Origin of the sequence: Cellulomonas sp. KRMCY2, assembly GCF_000526515.1 — a bacterium.
Lineage (GTDB): Bacteria > Actinomycetota > Actinomycetes > Actinomycetales > Cellulomonadaceae > Actinotalea.
Genome location: NZ_JAGF01000001.1, coordinates 659,458 through 672,820 on the forward strand (window position 1 = coordinate 659,458; position 13,363 = coordinate 672,820).

The 13,363-nt window shown below is 71.5% G+C and carries 18 protein-coding genes, 1 tRNA gene and 1 riboswitch; of the genes, 5 read left to right on the forward strand and 14 right to left on the reverse strand.

From position 1 onward, the window contains the following. The first annotated feature begins 12 nt into the window (after nucleotides 1-12). The 3 genes from K415_RS0103260 (at nucleotide 13) to K415_RS0103270 (ending at nucleotide 1,651) form a co-directional block, all read left to right on the forward strand. Complete coding sequence (locus K415_RS0103260) at nucleotides 13-822, forward strand: hypothetical protein (RefSeq protein ID WP_024285677.1); 810 nt, start codon at nucleotides 13-15, stop codon at nucleotides 820-822. Between the two features lie 97 nt (nucleotides 823-919). After that, nucleotides 920-1,210 (forward strand): WXG100 family type VII secretion target, encoded by a 291-nt coding sequence (locus tag K415_RS0103265; protein ID WP_024285678.1) that lies wholly within the window; start codon nucleotides 920-922, stop codon nucleotides 1,208-1,210. 126 nt (nucleotides 1,211-1,336) lie between these two features. Continuing rightward, entirely contained in the window at nucleotides 1,337-1,651 is a 315-nt protein-coding gene (locus K415_RS0103270) for a DUF4031 domain-containing protein (RefSeq protein WP_024285679.1), read from the forward strand. Between the two features lie 55 nt (nucleotides 1,652-1,706). Here the strand turns inward: K415_RS0103270 and K415_RS0103275 are convergent, their stop codons facing one another. The 5 genes from K415_RS0103275 to K415_RS0103295 all read right to left on the reverse strand — a co-directional run bounded on the left by K415_RS0103275 (nucleotide 1,707) and on the right by K415_RS0103295 (nucleotide 5,930). Continuing rightward, complete coding sequence (locus K415_RS0103275) at nucleotides 1,707-2,663, reverse strand: aminoglycoside phosphotransferase family protein (RefSeq protein WP_024285680.1); 957 nt, start codon at nucleotides 2,661-2,663, stop codon at nucleotides 1,707-1,709. A 99-nt stretch (nucleotides 2,664-2,762) separates the two neighbouring features. Further along, nucleotides 2,763-4,400, reverse strand: coding sequence for a chaperonin GroEL (gene groL / locus K415_RS0103280; RefSeq protein WP_024285681.1), 1,638 nt, complete (start codon nucleotides 4,398-4,400; stop codon nucleotides 2,763-2,765). Between the two features lie 241 nt (nucleotides 4,401-4,641). After that, nucleotides 4,642-4,845 carry a cold-shock protein gene (locus K415_RS0103285; RefSeq protein ID WP_024285682.1) on the reverse strand — a complete coding sequence of 68 codons (204 nt, stop codon included), beginning with the start codon at nucleotides 4,843-4,845 and terminating at the stop codon, nucleotides 4,642-4,644. A 133-nt stretch (nucleotides 4,846-4,978) separates the two neighbouring features. After that, nucleotides 4,979-5,590, reverse strand: coding sequence for a LytR C-terminal domain-containing protein (locus K415_RS0103290; RefSeq protein ID WP_024285683.1), 612 nt, complete (start codon nucleotides 5,588-5,590; stop codon nucleotides 4,979-4,981). Between the two features lie 31 nt (nucleotides 5,591-5,621). After that, the gene (locus K415_RS0103295; RefSeq protein ID WP_024285684.1) at nucleotides 5,622-5,930 is read right to left on the reverse strand and encodes a DUF3263 domain-containing protein; all 309 of its coding nucleotides are present in this window, start codon (nucleotides 5,928-5,930) and stop codon (nucleotides 5,622-5,624) included. Nucleotides 5,931-6,117: 187 nt separating this feature from the next. Between K415_RS0103295 and K415_RS0103300 the strand changes: the two genes are divergently transcribed. Then, on the forward strand, nucleotides 6,118-6,861 hold the full coding sequence (locus K415_RS0103300) for a uracil-DNA glycosylase (RefSeq protein ID WP_024285685.1): 744 nt from the start codon (nucleotides 6,118-6,120) through the stop codon (nucleotides 6,859-6,861). Here the strand turns inward: K415_RS0103300 and K415_RS0103305 are convergent. Further along, nucleotides 6,858-7,271: a hypothetical protein gene (locus tag K415_RS0103305; RefSeq protein WP_024285686.1), complete on the reverse strand. Its 414-nt coding sequence runs from the start codon at nucleotides 7,269-7,271 to the stop codon at nucleotides 6,858-6,860. The two genes, K415_RS0103300 and K415_RS0103305, sit on opposite strands and share 4 nt — an antisense overlap. Nucleotides 7,272-7,499: 228 nt before the next feature. Next, nucleotides 7,500-7,574: riboswitch (cyclic di-GMP riboswitch) on the reverse strand. Between the two features lie 102 nt (nucleotides 7,575-7,676). Between K415_RS0103305 and K415_RS0103310 the strand changes: the two genes are divergently transcribed. Further along, nucleotides 7,677-8,543, forward strand: coding sequence for an SGNH/GDSL hydrolase family protein (locus tag K415_RS0103310; RefSeq protein WP_024285687.1), 867 nt, complete (start codon nucleotides 7,677-7,679; stop codon nucleotides 8,541-8,543). A 121-nt stretch (nucleotides 8,544-8,664) separates the two neighbouring features. On the opposite strand, the gene K415_RS0103315 is transcribed toward K415_RS0103310, so the two are convergent. The 8 genes from K415_RS0103315 to K415_RS0103355 form a co-directional block, all read right to left on the reverse strand. Then, complete coding sequence (locus tag K415_RS0103315; protein WP_024285688.1) at nucleotides 8,665-9,504, reverse strand: hypothetical protein; 840 nt, start codon at nucleotides 9,502-9,504, stop codon at nucleotides 8,665-8,667. Beyond that, nucleotides 9,501-9,911, reverse strand: coding sequence for a hypothetical protein (locus K415_RS0103320; RefSeq protein ID WP_034661000.1), 411 nt, complete (start codon nucleotides 9,909-9,911; stop codon nucleotides 9,501-9,503). Before K415_RS0103320 ends, K415_RS0103315 begins: the two co-directional genes overlap by 4 nt. A gap of 61 nt (nucleotides 9,912-9,972) precedes the next feature. Further along, a complete protein-coding gene (locus K415_RS0103325) occupies nucleotides 9,973-10,380 on the reverse strand; it encodes a hypothetical protein (protein WP_024285690.1) in 408 nt (135 codons plus the stop codon). Beyond that, nucleotides 10,377-10,964: a signal peptidase I gene (locus tag K415_RS0103330; RefSeq protein WP_155859343.1), complete on the reverse strand. Its 588-nt coding sequence runs from the start codon at nucleotides 10,962-10,964 to the stop codon at nucleotides 10,377-10,379. The genes K415_RS0103325 and K415_RS0103330 overlap by 4 nt, the downstream gene beginning before the upstream one ends. Before the next feature lie 65 nt (nucleotides 10,965-11,029). Then, entirely contained in the window at nucleotides 11,030-11,422 is a 393-nt protein-coding gene (locus K415_RS0103335) for a hypothetical protein (RefSeq protein WP_024285692.1), read from the reverse strand. A gap of 336 nt (nucleotides 11,423-11,758) precedes the next feature. Beyond that, nucleotides 11,759-11,830, reverse strand: a tRNA-Thr gene (locus K415_RS0103345). Nucleotides 11,831-11,917: 87 nt separating this feature from the next. Beyond that, a complete protein-coding gene (locus K415_RS0103350) occupies nucleotides 11,918-12,766 on the reverse strand; it encodes a thioredoxin domain-containing protein (protein WP_024285693.1) in 849 nt (282 codons plus the stop codon). 84 nt (nucleotides 12,767-12,850) lie between these two features. Further along, nucleotides 12,851-13,363, reverse strand: coding sequence for a MauE/DoxX family redox-associated membrane protein (locus K415_RS0103355; RefSeq protein WP_024285694.1), 513 nt, complete (start codon nucleotides 13,361-13,363; stop codon nucleotides 12,851-12,853).

Here is a 13,363-nt window from a genome sequence, read left to right on the forward strand (position 1 = left end):
TGAGGCTCGGCGATGGGCGTCCATGACGCACCCCAGTGGTTGATCTCGGCCTGGATCAGGGCCTGTACCGGAGCCGGAGCGACGGCGTCGGTCCCGGAGATCGAGAGGGTCGGCCAGTCCCTGCTCGACAGGTGGTCCGAACCCGGACGGGTCTTCCACAACGTCCGGCACCTCGCTGACGTCCTGGCGAGGGTCGACGAGCTCGCCGAGGAGACCCACGAGCCCGACCGGGTCCGACTCGCAGCCTGGTACCACGGCGCGGTGTTCAGCGCGGCCGAGCGCGCCTCCTACGCCCACCGCGGTGGCGAGGACGAGCACGCGAGCGCTGCGCTGGCGCGCTCGGAGCTGACCGGGCTGGGAGTGCCGCAGGTTGCCGTCGACCGGGTCGTCGACCTCGTCGAGACGCTGGCGCGGCATGCCCCGCGACCCGACGACTTCGACTGCGCGGTGCTGTGCGACGCCGACCTGGCGATGCTGGCCGCTGACCCGCAGCGGTACAAGGCGTACCTGGCCGACGTCCGCGCGGAGTACGCCCACCTGCCGCTCGAGGAGTTCGTCCGGGCCCGGATCGCGATCCTCGAACGCCTCGAGCACCGCCCGCGGCTCTTCGCGAGCCCGCTCGGCACGCACTGGGAGGAGCCCGCGCGGCAGAACCTCGCCGGCGAGCTGCACCGGCTCCGCAAGGAGCTGGCCCGGATCGAGACCGAGCCGCACGTCGAGGGCCCCCGCTCCGCCGAGGCCGCCGCGGGAGCGGACGAGGCAGCGATGGAGGCCGACGGCAAGCGGACCGACCACGGGACGCGTGCTCCACAGCAGCACTGACCGCTCACTCGTCCACAGGTCCGCCGACCCCGCCCGACGGCGTGGCACCCGGCCGTCTAGCGTCGCGACTCCGAGGAGCCACGACACAGGAGGACTGATGAGCAGGTACGAGGTCGACAGTGCCCAGGTTGCCCAGGCGAGCGCAGCGGCGAACGCCTCGGTGACAGTGATCCGCACGGAGGTCGGTGCCCTGATGCGCCATCTGGCCGACCTCCAGGCCGGCTGGCGGGGCGGAGCGGCCACCGCCTTCGGTGGTGTGCTCGCGGACTGGACCATCACCCAGCAGCGGGTCGAGGCGAGCCTCGACCAGATCACCGCGCAGCTCGGCGCCGCCGCCCAGCACTACGCCGACGCCGAGCAGCAGGCGGCCCGGCTGTTCCTGCGCTGAGCAACGGGATCGCCGCCGCCGGGCGGGCCGCCGGGCGGTCGACAGCCGGGAGGTGCACCGTACGGCGGCCCACGGGCCGGTGGTCGCCGGTTCGGTGGTCCACCGGTCCGATGGTTGGATCGTGCGATGGCTGTCCTGCTCGACCCTCCGTTGTGGCCCCGGCACGGCCGGATCTGGGGCCATCTGGTCAGTGACGAGTCGCTGGCCGAGCTGCGCGACTTCGCCGCGCGTGCCGGGCTGCCGGAGCGCGGCTTCGACCGCGACCACTACGACATCCCGGCGGATCGGTACGACGAGCTCATCGCCCTCGGGGCGACGCTGGTCGACTCCCGCGAGCTCGTGCGACGCCTGCGCGCCTCCGGGCTGCGGGTCCCGGCGCGCGACCGCCGGCGGACGGGGCCACGCACAGCCGACCGACCCGCCCTGACTGATCCACCCTGACCGGCCCGCTCGGCCGGCCGTCGACCGACCCACCCCGACCCGCCCCGACCGGCCCTCACCCGGCGCCGAGGAGCCCGGCAGCCTGGTCCCACGCCTGGGCTCGCGCGAGATCGCCGTCGGCACCCCGAGGGCCGGTCCACCAGCCACGGTCGGCGGACCACAGGGCCGACTCGACGCTGCGCGCCACGGACCAGGCAGCGATCCGCGTCGGCGCGAGCCCGGTCAGGTCGGCCAGCAGCCGGGTGCGATCGGCCAGCTCACGTGCCGGGGTCACGGTCGTGGTCCAGTCCCCCAGCTGCGTCAGCAGCGGCCACGGGTCCCAGGCCGGATCGCCGACGACGGCCTTGGGGTCGATCGCCAACCAGCTGCTCGACCCGTCGACGTCGTCGCGCAGGATGTTGCCGGGGTTGAGGTCACCGTGCGCCAGGCCGCTGCGAGGCGGGTCTCGGGGCAGCGTCCGGAGCAGATCGACGGCATGCCGGACCAGCCCTCGGTCCATCGTCACGGGTGCCTGGCCCCCGAGCCGGTCGAGCCGCTCGCTCGCGATCCCGGCGAGGCGGTCGGCCACCGTGACGAGCGCAGGGAACGGACCCGACGCGGGTGGCTCCACGGCCCCCATCTGCCGGAGCAGCGCGGCGCCGATCGCGATCTGCTCGCTGACCTGCACCGGCTCGTCGCGCAGGGCCGTCCCCGGCGTAGCGCGACGCAGCAGCAGCGCCCAGTCCTCGTCGCAGGACTCCAGGAGCCGGACGGCACCGTGGCCGTCCCAGACCCGCAGGGCTGCGGCCTCGTGCCGCGCCTCGTCGTGCGGGTAGGAGATCTTCAGGACCGCCGCCCCGGACGGGAGCGTGACCGGGGCCGCCCAGCCCGACATGCCGTCCTCGAACGGTGCGCCGACGGCCAGGCTCCACCGGTCCACCGCACGCTCGACGAGGCCGGGCAGGCGCTCGAGCCACTTCCGGCCACCGTCGGCGCCCACCATCGAGTGCAGCAGTCGCTCCGGGATGTCCACTCCCCCATCCTGTACGACGACGGGCGCCTCCCGAAGGAGACGCCCGTCGTCCGTGCCGCGCTGGTCAGGCTGCGCGGGTCGGACTCTGATCGGATCCGATCAGAAGTCCATCCCGCCCATGCCGCCGCCGTCGCCGCCACCGGCCGGCGCGTGACGCTCCGGCTTGTCGGCCACGACGGCCTCGGTGGTCAGGAACAGGGCTGCGATGGAGGCCGCGTTCTGCAGGGCAGAGCGGGTCACCTTGACCGGGTCGTTCACGCCGGCTGCCAGCAGGTCCTCGTAGACCCCGGTCGCGGCGTTGAGGCCGTGACCTGCAGGCAGGTTGCGGACCCTCTCGGCCACGACGCCACCCTCGAGACCCGCGTTGATCGCGATCTGCTTGAGCGGGGCGTCGATCGCCAGGTGCACGATGCGAGCACCGGTTGCCTCGTCGCCCTCGAGCGCCAGGATCTCAGGCGACTCGAACGCGAGCTTGCCGGCCTGGATGAGCGCGACGCCACCACCGGCGACGATGCCCTCTTCCACAGCGGCCTTGGCGTTGCGCACAGCATCCTCGATGCGGTGCTTGCGCTCCTTGAGCTCGACCTCCGTTGCGGCACCGGCCTTGATGACGGCGACGCCACCGGCCAGCTTCGCGAGGCGCTCCTGGAGCTTCTCGCGGTCGTAGTCGGAGTCGGAGTTCTCGATCTCGGCACGGATCTGCGAGACCCGACCGGCGATCTGCTCGGCATCGCCGAGGCCCTCGACGATCGTGGTCTCGTCCTTCGTGACGACGACCTTGCGCGCCTGCCCGAGCAGCTCGAGGCCGGCGTTCTCCAGCTTGAGACCGACGGTCTCGGAGATGACCTGGCCACCGGTGAGGATGGCCATGTCCTGCAGCATCGCCTTGCGACGGTCCCCGAAGCCGGGAGCCTTGACGGCGACCGACTTGAAGGTGCCGCGGATCTTGTTCACGACGAGCGTGGCCAGGGCCTCGCCCTCGAGGTCCTCGGCGACGATGAACAGCGGCTTGCCGGACTGGATGACCTTCTCCAGCAGCGGCAGCAGGTCCTTGACGTTGGTGATCTTGGACTCGACCAGCAGGACGTAGGCGTCCTCGAGGATCGCTTCCTGACGCTCGGCGTCGGTCACGAAGTACGCCGACAGGAAGCCCTTGTCGAAGCGCATCCCCTCGGTCAGCTCGAGCTCGAGGCCCAGCGCGCTGGACTCCTCGACGGTGATGACGCCTTCCTTGCCGACCTTGTCCATCGCCTCGGCGATGAGCTCACCGATCGCCGGGTCCCCGGCGGAGATGCCCGCAGTCGCGGCGATCTCCTCCTTGGTCTCGACCTCCTTGGCAGCCTTGAGCAGCTGCACGGTGACGGCCTCGACGGCCTTCTCGATACCGCGCTTGAGCGCGATCGGGTTGGCGCCGGCGGCGACATTGCGCAGACCCTCGCGCACGAGCGCCTGGGCGAGCACGGTTGCGGTGGTGGTGCCGTCGCCTGCGACGTCGTCGGTCTTCTTGGCGACCTCCTTGACGAGCTCGGCACCGATCTTCTCGAGGGGGTCCTCGAGCTCGATCTCCTTGGCGATCGAGACGCCGTCGTTGGTGATGGTGGGGGCGCCCCACTTCTTCTCGAGCACGACGTTGCGGCCCTTGGGGCCGAGTGTGACCTTGACGGCGTCGGCCAGGGCGTTCATGCCCCGTTCCATGCCGCGGCGGGCCTCCTCGTCGAAGGCAATGATCTTGGCCATTCGGATGGTCCTCCGGTTGTGGCGGTGACCTGGACATGGTGCCCGCGACGGACGGACCGGAGTCGCGACGGTCACGTCCCGTCGGCACCCCGGCCCTCACCGGACCAGGTTCTTCTGTCACTCTCGGGTCGAGAGTGCTAACTCATTATTGGCACTCGGTACCCGAGAGTGCAAGCGACGCGCGCCCGTTCCGCCCACGGCGAGACGTCACGCCGATCGGGGTCGCCGGGGGCGAGGTCGGTCAGACGCCGCGGACCTGCTCGGCCTGCGGGCCCTTGGTGCCCTGGCCCACCTGGAACTCGACCTCCTGGCCCTCCTCGAGGGCGCGGTACCCGTCCGCCTGGATCGCACTGAAGTGGACGAAGAGGTCAGGACCGCCATCGGCCGGGGTGATGAAACCGAAGCCCTTCTCAGCGTTGAACCACTTCACGGTGCCCTGAGCCATGCCTGCTCCTGTCGTGCTGCCTCTGGTGTCGACCGCGACGTGCGCGGCCACGATCCTGCGGAGCCTAGTGCGGCCGGCCGCACGGCGGCAGGGGCATCCGGCTGCTGAGGACGGCGGTACGTCGGCCCGTCGCTCAGGGCTCGTAGTCGGCGGCGAGGACCACGACGAGGCCGTCCGGGGCCTGTGCGGCGTCCTCCTGCACCGTGGCGATGCCGAGGGCAGCCGCGACCGCCTGGGCGGTGGCGACGTCCGCAGCGGCCGGGTAGTAGACGACCGAGGTCTCCAGGTCGTCGCCGTCCCAGTTGTCGGCGGTGGCGGCGGTGAACCCGGCTGCCTCGAGCCGGTCCGAGGCACCACCGGCCAGGCCGGCCCTCGACGTCGCGTTGAGCACCGAGACCGGCCGGGTGAGATCGGCGACCGGCTCAGGCGTCGGCTCCTGCGTGACCGCCGGCGTCTCCACCGGCGCTGCTGTCGCGGTCTCGGTCGCGGTCGCGCCGGCGCTGGGCTCCTGCGTGTCGTCCTCGGACTGACTGAAGCTCGGCAGCTCGACGCCGGAGAGCCCGTCCCAGTCGGACAGCCACGTCACGAGGCCGTAGGCGAGCACCGGGAACACGACCAGGACGGTGACGAACGGCCACCACCGGCTCCACCAGGAGCGCGGCGCACGGTGTGCACCGCGCGGGCCTCCGGACGCGTCGACCTCGTCGAACTCGTCAACAGCGTCGGGGTGCTCGCCTGGTCTCACGGCGGACAGGCTAGCGGGTCGACCTGGCCGCTCAGCCCTCGATGCCCAGGCGACGCGCGGTACGTGCTCGCTGACGCGAGGAACGCATGCGGCGAAGGCGCTTGATGAGCATCGGGTCGCAGGCAAGGGCGGCGGGTGAGTCGATCAGCGCGTTGAGGACCTGGTAGTACCGCGTCGCCGACATGTCGAAGAGGTCGCGGACCGCCTGCTCCTTGGCGCCGGCGTACTTCCACCACTGCCGCTCGAAGGCGAGGATCTGCTGGTCCCGTTCGGACAGCTCGGCGCCGGACGACGTCGCGGCCGTGCGGAACGGGGCTGCCGCGGTCGCGGTGGCGTCCATGCGGTCCTCCAGGTCGGTTCACTACGGCAGTCGGTCCACAAGCGGCAGGTCGGTTGAGCGGTCTGTCGGCTGCGCGGCCGTCGAGGCTCGAGCAGTGCCCATCGTAGACGCGAATGACAGCCGTGTCATTCCCGTGCCGGCCCCGTGCCGCCGGGCCCGTGCGGTCGCCTGCCGGTAGTCTCGCGGCGTGCCCCGGCTCCCCCTCGAGCAGATCATGGCGCCGGACTGGGCCGCCGCGCTGGCCCCGGTCGAGCCACGGCTGCGCGCGATCGGTGACCTGCTGCGCGCCGAGGTCGCCGCAGGGCGGCACTACCTGCCGGCGCCCGACGCGGTCCTGCGGGCGTTCGCCCAGCCGCTCGCCGACGTGCGAGTCCTGATCGTCGGCCAGGATCCCTACCCCACCCCGGGTCACGCCGTCGGGCTGGCGTTCTCGGTCGGGCCGCAGGTCCGACCGGTGCCCCGCTCGCTGCAGAACATCTACCGCGAGCTGGCCGACGACGTCGGTGGCTCGCCCGGCCCGTCCGGTGACCTCTCGGCATGGGCCGCCCAGGGCGTCCTGCTGCTCAACAGGGTGCTGACCGTGCGTGCCGGTGAGCCCGGCTCGCACCGGCAGCTGGGCTGGCAGGAGATCACCGACCGCGCGGTCGCGGCGCTGGTCGAGCGGGACGGGCCGCTCGTCGCCGTGCTGTGGGGCCGCGACGCCCAGGAGGTGCGGGCGGCGCTCGGCCGGGTCCCGGTGGTCGCGAGCGCGCACCCCAGCCCGCTCTCCGCCGCACGCGGGTTCTTCGGCTCGCGCCCGTTCTCGCGGGTCAACGAGCTCCTCGCGCGCCAGGGCGCCACGCCGATCGAGTGGTTCCCCGGCCCGCCGGGGCAGCCGACGGGGCCGCTCCATCGAGACGGAGCGGCCCCACGTCAGCCGACCGAGGCCTAGGCCTCAGTCTCCTTGAGCACGATGCTCACCCCCGTGAGCTGCTCAGCTGCCACCGGCGTCGTTGCCGGCACCACGACTCGCATCTGCGACGCATCCACCACTGCAGTCATCTCCGCCAGCGGAGCCCCCCCGGGCCCACTGAGAGTCACGATCACGTCGTAACCCTGGCAACGCTCGTCCAGCCCCGACAGCTGGGTGGCGCTCACCCCGTATCCCTGCAGTGCGGCGTCATACGCGACGTCGTAGTCGATCTGTACCTGTGAGGAGTTGCACTGCTCTGCCGTGCTGCTCCCGATCAGGATCTCTTGCCCCCCGAGGTCAACCCCCGCTGCGGACGCGGTCCGCACTCCCACCAGCGCTACGGCAACCAGGGCGACCGATGCCGCCTTGCGGTTCTTGTTGCTGATCATCTGTCACCCCTCCTGGGTCCGAGATGGCTTCCTGCCTGTGCACTCCCTGTGCCGGACGTCTGTGTCCGGCGGTGGCTCCTGTCGTCACGTCCTGTGACTCGTGGAGCGGAGGCCTCGTCCGAGGCTCTAGGGGATGCAGCTGCCGGCCGTGCCGGCTCTCGGAGCAGCGCACTGCGCTGTGGAGGGGATCGAGGTCGATGCCGTCATGTTCATGACTGGGCCCTGTCGTTCGGTAACCCGGCTGACCCAGAGGGCCCCGTGGCTTTGCGTCCCCACCTTGCGATGGGTTTGCCGCTTTTCGCTGACCTGTTCAGGATGACGCACTGTGCCCGCCCCGTCCAGGGTGGGTCGGTTCGAGGGCGTCCGAATTAGCCCGACAAGTATGCTTCGGCGCACACTGTGCAGGTGTATTTCACCCGCTCGGACTCCTTTCTCGACGCCGTCCCGGTACCTGCTGAACCGCCGCACGTCCCCTGGCGACGCTTCGCTGCTCTCGGCGACTCGTTCACCGAGGGGCTGTGGGACGTCCCCGGCGGCGAGCCGCCCACGCGCACCGCGGCCACCGACCCCGCGCCGACCTGCCGGGGCTGGGCCGACCTGCTCGCGCTGCACCTCGCCGAACGCGCCGAGGACGGCCGGCTGGAGTACGCCAACCTGGCCGTGCGGGGCCGGCTCCTGGGCCCGATCCTGCGCGAGCAGGTTCCGGCGGCGCTCAGTCTGGAGCCCGACCTCGTGAGCCTGATCGGCGGCGGCAACGACATCCTGCGTCCCGCTGCGGATCCGGACCGTCTGGCCGCCCAGCTGGAGCGCGCCGTCGTCGCGCTGCGCGCCGCGGGGGTCGACGTCCTGCTCGGCACCGGCATGGACTCCAAGGACAGCCCCGTCGTGCGCCGGACCCGCGGCCGCGCCGCCGTGCTCAACGCGCACATCTGGTCGATCGCCCGTCGCCACGACGCCCACGTCCTGGACCTGTGGGGGATGCGCTCGCTGCGGGACTGGCGGATGTGGGCTCCGGACCGGATCCACCTGACCACCGAGGGGCACCGCCGGGTCGCACAGGGCGCCCTGGCTGCGCTCGGGCTGGAGCCGGACGATCCGGCGTGGGACGACCCGCTCGCGCCGTTGCCGCCGCTGCCGCGCGCCGCGCAGGTGCGCGACGACATCGAGTGGTTCCGCTCGCACGCCTACCCGTGGGCGACGCGCCGGCTGCGCGGCCGGTCCTCGGGGGACGAGCGGACGGCCAAGCGGCCGAAGCTGACGCCGCTGGGCTGACCAGGCTCAGGGCCGGTTCAGCACGCCGCGACCGGGCCGTTGTTCGGCAGCGGAGCTTGCCGGAGGTGAGGGCCCCAGAGAGCCACGGGCGCCGTTGCCTCGGTTCGCACGGACCTCGTCCCTAGGCACATCCGCCGGAGAGGACGTCACGGTAGGCCGCCTCCGTGCGATTCAGGACGAGCGAGAACTGGCGTGGTGCACCGCTGGTGACGTCACGGAAGTTGGAGCCCGAGTTGTTGCTGTTGACCCCCCGCACCTTGAGCTGGCCGGCGGTGCACTGGCCTTCCCGCGTCGCGTCGTTCGTGTCCCAGTAGCGCGCGACGTCCGAGTAGTCGTCGAGATCGGAGTTGCCGAGCGCAGTCGGGACGGTGCCGTAGAACGGGTGCGGAAGGTTGAAGGTGACCTGCCACCTGAGGGCCAGAGCGGAGGTCGTCTCGACCACGACGTCGTAGTAGTCGGCGACCAAGCTGCCGGACTCCTTGATTCCGGTGAACCGGGTGACCGTCGCGGTACAGGTGGCACCCGGGGATCCGCCGCTGACGACCGTGCACCAGATGTGCGGGGGTGTGAACGACCAGGTCGTCGGCAGGTTCCAGCCGCCGACGGTCGCCTGGACGGTCAGCGACGACAACGCCGTGTAGGTCGGGAGGCTGACGACGGTGGCGCCCGATGCCGCAGCCGCGGCCGAGCCGCTGCCCACGGGGGTCGTGCCGTTGAGCAGCGTGAGCAGGACGGTGCGACCGGCACAGCCTGCAGGGACGGTGATGCTCACGGCCGAGAACGTCATGGTCGTGCCGTTGGTCGCCGTCGCGGCGGCCGGGCCGGCGCACGGGTGACCGACCGCGGTCGACGTCATGGTGGCCCCGGCGAGCGGCTGGGAGGCAGCGCTCGCGAAGGAGATGGTGGCGAGCAGCGCGAGGGCGGCGAGCGCGCCCGCCAGGCCCCGACGTCGGCCGCTCAACTGTGGATCACGAGGTCGACGCCCGTGATCGTGCTCGCCGGCACGTTCGCGGGGAAGGTCGCAGTCAGGGTGCCGCCCGTGCCGAGAGTGACCGTGCCGGTGAGCTCCGAGCCGACGGCAGCCCCACCGGCACCCCTTGGCTGGATCCGGTACTTGAGGCCCGCGCAGGCGGCGTTCACGTTGCCCAGGGTGACGGCCGAGGCCTGGTACTGGCCGGCCGAGAAGGTGGTGGTCGTGAACCCGACCGAGATGGGCTGACCGGCAGGCTGGCAGGAGGCCACGGCAGCCGTGCCGGCACCGAGCGACCCCGCACCCACGGTGAGCTGGGCCGCCGATGCGACGCCGAGCCCGACGATGCCGACCACGACGAGCACGAACGCCGTGAAGCGGCGGCGCGTCGTGCTCATGCGGTCAGCCGGGCGGCGGGCCATGGCGTGAACTCCTGACAAGTGGTGCGTGCGGGGCGGATCAGGCTTGGACCGGAACGGACCATCCGTCGATGACGACGGCGAAGCCATAGGCCGGGTAGAAGATGTGCCCGTAGAGCGAGCTCATCGGGACGACGACGGTTCCGGTGGCGATGGACGGGACGCTCCCCGACGAGCGCGACCTGCCGTCGGACGTCTGGTAGACGGTGACCTGGAGCGGCAGACCGGCGCACGACGAGGGGATGGTCACGGTCACGGATTCGTAGCCGGCGAGTCCTCCCCACACCGGATCCGACCTGACCAGCGGGATGGCGGTCGTCGTGCAGGCATGCGCCGTGGCTGCCGTCATCCTTCCGGCGCCCAGGTTCAGGCCCGCCGCGCTGGCGGTGGTCAGACCGCCGAGAGCAAGCAGCGACATGACGACCAGGCCGACGAACGTGCGCCTCATCGCGTTGCCTCCACTCCTTCAGGTTCGGGTGCCCACAGCCCCGGCAGATCCGCCTCGGCGGGCTCCTCGTCCGTCGACTCCGGCTCGCCGGCCGACTGCTCCGTCTCGTCGTCCTGCAGATCACGACCTGGCCAGATGACGACGGCCAGGGCGACCACGAGCAGGGAGACCCAGGTCAGCGGACTCAGCAGGATCGAGGCGAAGGTGCCCACGTGCGGGAGGTGCAGGACGGCGGAGCCGAGCACGTTCTCGCTGCGCGGGCTCCACGGGTCGATGAAGTCGTTGTTGTCACCCTGGACGACAAGTCCTTCGTCGGTGTCCCCACCGATGACGCGGTGGATGACCCGGGCACCGTCGATGTTCGGCGGGTTGTAGACGATCACGTCACCCACCTCGACCGGCCCGCACCGGGAGACCACGAGGTCACCGGTGTAGTAGGTCGGCTCCATCGAGTGACCCGAGACGATCGTCAGGGTGGTGCAGCCGCCCAACGAGCTGGGCCACAGGAACCATCCGACGGTCAACGAGCCGACGATCCACAGGACGCTCACGGCGCCGCTCAGCAGTCGGCGTGGGAGACCCACGCCGACTGCTGCGGCACCCTCAGTGGCGTCCACAACGATCAGATCGCCGCGAATCGTCGCAGTGGTCAGCTGTAGATGACCACCGAGATGCCGGTGACGGCGTCGGCCTTGACACCCGCGAGCGCGGCGGTGAGCGAGGTGCCGGTGCCGGTGGTCCCGCTGACCTCGGTGCCGAGCAGGACGCCCGCGGCGCCGGTCGCCTGGATCTTGTAGCTGAGGCCGTTGCAGGTGGCGGCGAGGCCGGTCAGCGTGACCGAGGTGGCGTTGTAGCCACCGACGGCGGCGGACGGCGCGAAGGTGACACCGATCGGCGCGGCCTGGCAGGCGGAGACGACCGAGGCGCCGGCACCGAGCGACGAGGCGCCGATGTTGAGCTGCGCGGCGGACGCGAGCGAGAGGCCGGCGATGCCGACGACGGCAAGCGCGATGGCGGCAGACTTGCGGCGTGCAGAAGCCATGGGAGAGTCCTTAGGACGTCGGGGAACAGCAACACCGGGGGGTGTCGCCCACTGGGCGTGCTGACCGGAGGGTGCCGGTCGTCCTGTCGTGAACCGGTCAGTTCTGGGGGGGAACGAGACCGGGGCGGCGGGACAGCACAAGTCTGGCCGACGGGAGCCCGCCGTTACTCCCTGGTTACCCGGTTCACCCGGGCCACGGGTCGCATTTCACCCGACGAGAGGCCCAAAACAGGACAAACCTCACGCCCTGCCGGAGCGGCCCGTCACCCGTTCGGCGCAGTGCCCCTGGGAGCGCGTCCATACCACGAACCCGATCATCGGATGCGGGCTTTCGCGAGCCGCCTGTCGGATTCGAACCGACGACCGTCCGCTTACAAGGCGGGAGCTCTACCACTGAGCTAAGGCGGCGACGCCAAGATTCTGCCAGAGCGCCGCCGCCCCGCCGTCCGGCCGGGCCCGACCCGCCCGTGACCGGCGGGTCGGGCGAGAGCCGACTCAGCCCCGGGCGTCCTCGATCGCCTGGGCGAGCACGCCGTCCTGGCGCCAGTCGTAGACCTCCGGGTCGAGCTTCTCCCCGTCGATCAGGATCGTCGGGGTCGAGAGGCTGCCGAGGTCCTTGGACGCCTGCTCCGTGGCGGCGGCCACCCACGGGACGAACGACGTCTCGTCGCCGGACCCGTCCTTCGCCGGCTCGAGGAAGCTGCCGTCCTCGATCGTCGCCGCGACGGCGTCCGGCACGCCCGCCTGCGTGGCCAGATCCGCGATCTCGGCGTTCGTCAGCCCTTCGGTGTTCTCGGCCGGCTGGTTCGCGAACAGCAGCGCGTTGAACTCGATGAAGGACTCCGGTGCCTGGTCCGCGACGAGCGCCACGGCGGTGGTGGCGCGCGTCGAGTAGCCCGAACCCGCCGACAGCCGGTCGAGGATCGAGACCGGGTGGTACTCGACGACGATGTCGCCCGCCTCGCGCAGCTCGTCGAGGACGGGACCGTTGGACGTCTCGAAGAGACCGCAGTACGGGCACAGGAAGTCGGCGTACACACTGACGACGATCGCGTCGGCGGCGGCGCCGTCGGTCGTGCCGGCCACGCCGTCGGGCCCCACCGGGATGCCTCCGGACAGGGTCGAGCCGGCCGGGCGCGCGACGTCCTCGAGCAGCGACCTGTTGGCCTGCGCCATGATCAGGGTGACGATGACGGCGAGCACGGCGACGCCGACGACGAGTGCCGCGATCGCGATCGTGCGCTGGCGCTTGGCGACCCGCTGCTGCACGGCGCGCAGCCGCAGCGCCTCGGCCTGTGCCTCCTCGCGGAGCGATGCCTTGCTGGGACGTGGTGCGGTGGACATGAGGTTCCTCTCGAAGTCGTGGTCAGGAGCAGGTGCGTCAGGGGTGTGCGGGTTCGGTGCCCGTCGGGCTAGGTGCAGGTCGGCTCAGTGCAGGTCGAGCCGGTGGTCCAGGGAGAACCGCGAGCGCGGCCATCGGGCCAGGACCGCAGCGCCCGCCAGGAAGGCGATGTCGCGCGCGATCTCCTGCGGGTAGGCCGTCTGGTCGGGCTCGGTCGGGCCACCAGGGCTGAAGCAGCCGCAGTCGATCGCCAGGCCGCGTGCCCACGCGGAGGCGATGCCGATCGTGAACACGACCATCAGCGCGCCGAAGACGATCACCGAGAAGCGGGTGAACAGTCCCAGCAGGAGCAGGAGGCCGAGCAGGATCTCGACCATCGGCAGGGCGTTGCCCACCACGACGGCGAGCGTCTCCGGCATGAGCTCGTAGGCCCGCACGGAGCGGACGCTCGCCGGCAGGTCACCGATCTTGCTGGCCCCGGCAGCCAGGGCGACGGCAGCCAGGCCGACGCGCAAGGCGGTGGAGACCCAGGGCTGGTGGCGGGTCCAGCCGCGAGGTCGGGTCTCCGGTGGTGCGTGGACATCGGTCAGGGTTGGCAC

Bases quoted from the DNA above. Each gene is read 5' to 3' on its own strand.
- K415_RS0103260 (WP_024285677.1), top strand. From the start codon at position 13: ATGGGCGTCCATGACGCACCCCAGTGGTTGATCTCGGCCTGGATCAGG.
- K415_RS0103285 (WP_024285682.1), bottom strand. From the start codon at position 4,845: ATGGCTCAGGGCACCGTGAAGTGGTTCAACGCTGAGAAGGGCTTCGGT.
- K415_RS0103295 (WP_024285684.1), bottom strand. From the start codon at position 5,930: ATGGACGCCACCGCGACCGCGGCAGCCCCGTTCCGCACGGCCGCGACG.
- K415_RS0103265 (WP_024285678.1), top strand. From the start codon at position 920: ATGAGCAGGTACGAGGTCGACAGTGCCCAGGTTGCCCAGGCGAGCGCA.
- K415_RS0103305 (WP_024285686.1), bottom strand. From the start codon at position 7,271: ATGATCAGCAACAAGAACCGCAAGGCGGCATCGGTCGCCCTGGTTGCC.
- groL (WP_024285681.1), bottom strand. From the start codon at position 4,400: ATGGCCAAGATCATTGCCTTCGACGAGGAGGCCCGCCGCGGCATGGAA.
- K415_RS0103270 (WP_024285679.1), top strand. From the start codon at position 1,337: ATGGCTGTCCTGCTCGACCCTCCGTTGTGGCCCCGGCACGGCCGGATC.
- K415_RS0103350 (WP_024285693.1), bottom strand. From the start codon at position 12,766: ATGTCCACCGCACCACGTCCCAGCAAGGCATCGCTCCGCGAGGAGGCA.
- K415_RS0103325 (WP_024285690.1), bottom strand. From the start codon at position 10,380: ATGAGGCGCACGTTCGTCGGCCTGGTCGTCATGTCGCTGCTTGCTCTC.
- K415_RS0103335 (WP_024285692.1), bottom strand. From the start codon at position 11,422: ATGGCTTCTGCACGCCGCAAGTCTGCCGCCATCGCGCTTGCCGTCGTC.
- K415_RS0103320 (WP_034661000.1), bottom strand. From the start codon at position 9,911: ATGAGCACGACGCGCCGCCGCTTCACGGCGTTCGTGCTCGTCGTGGTC.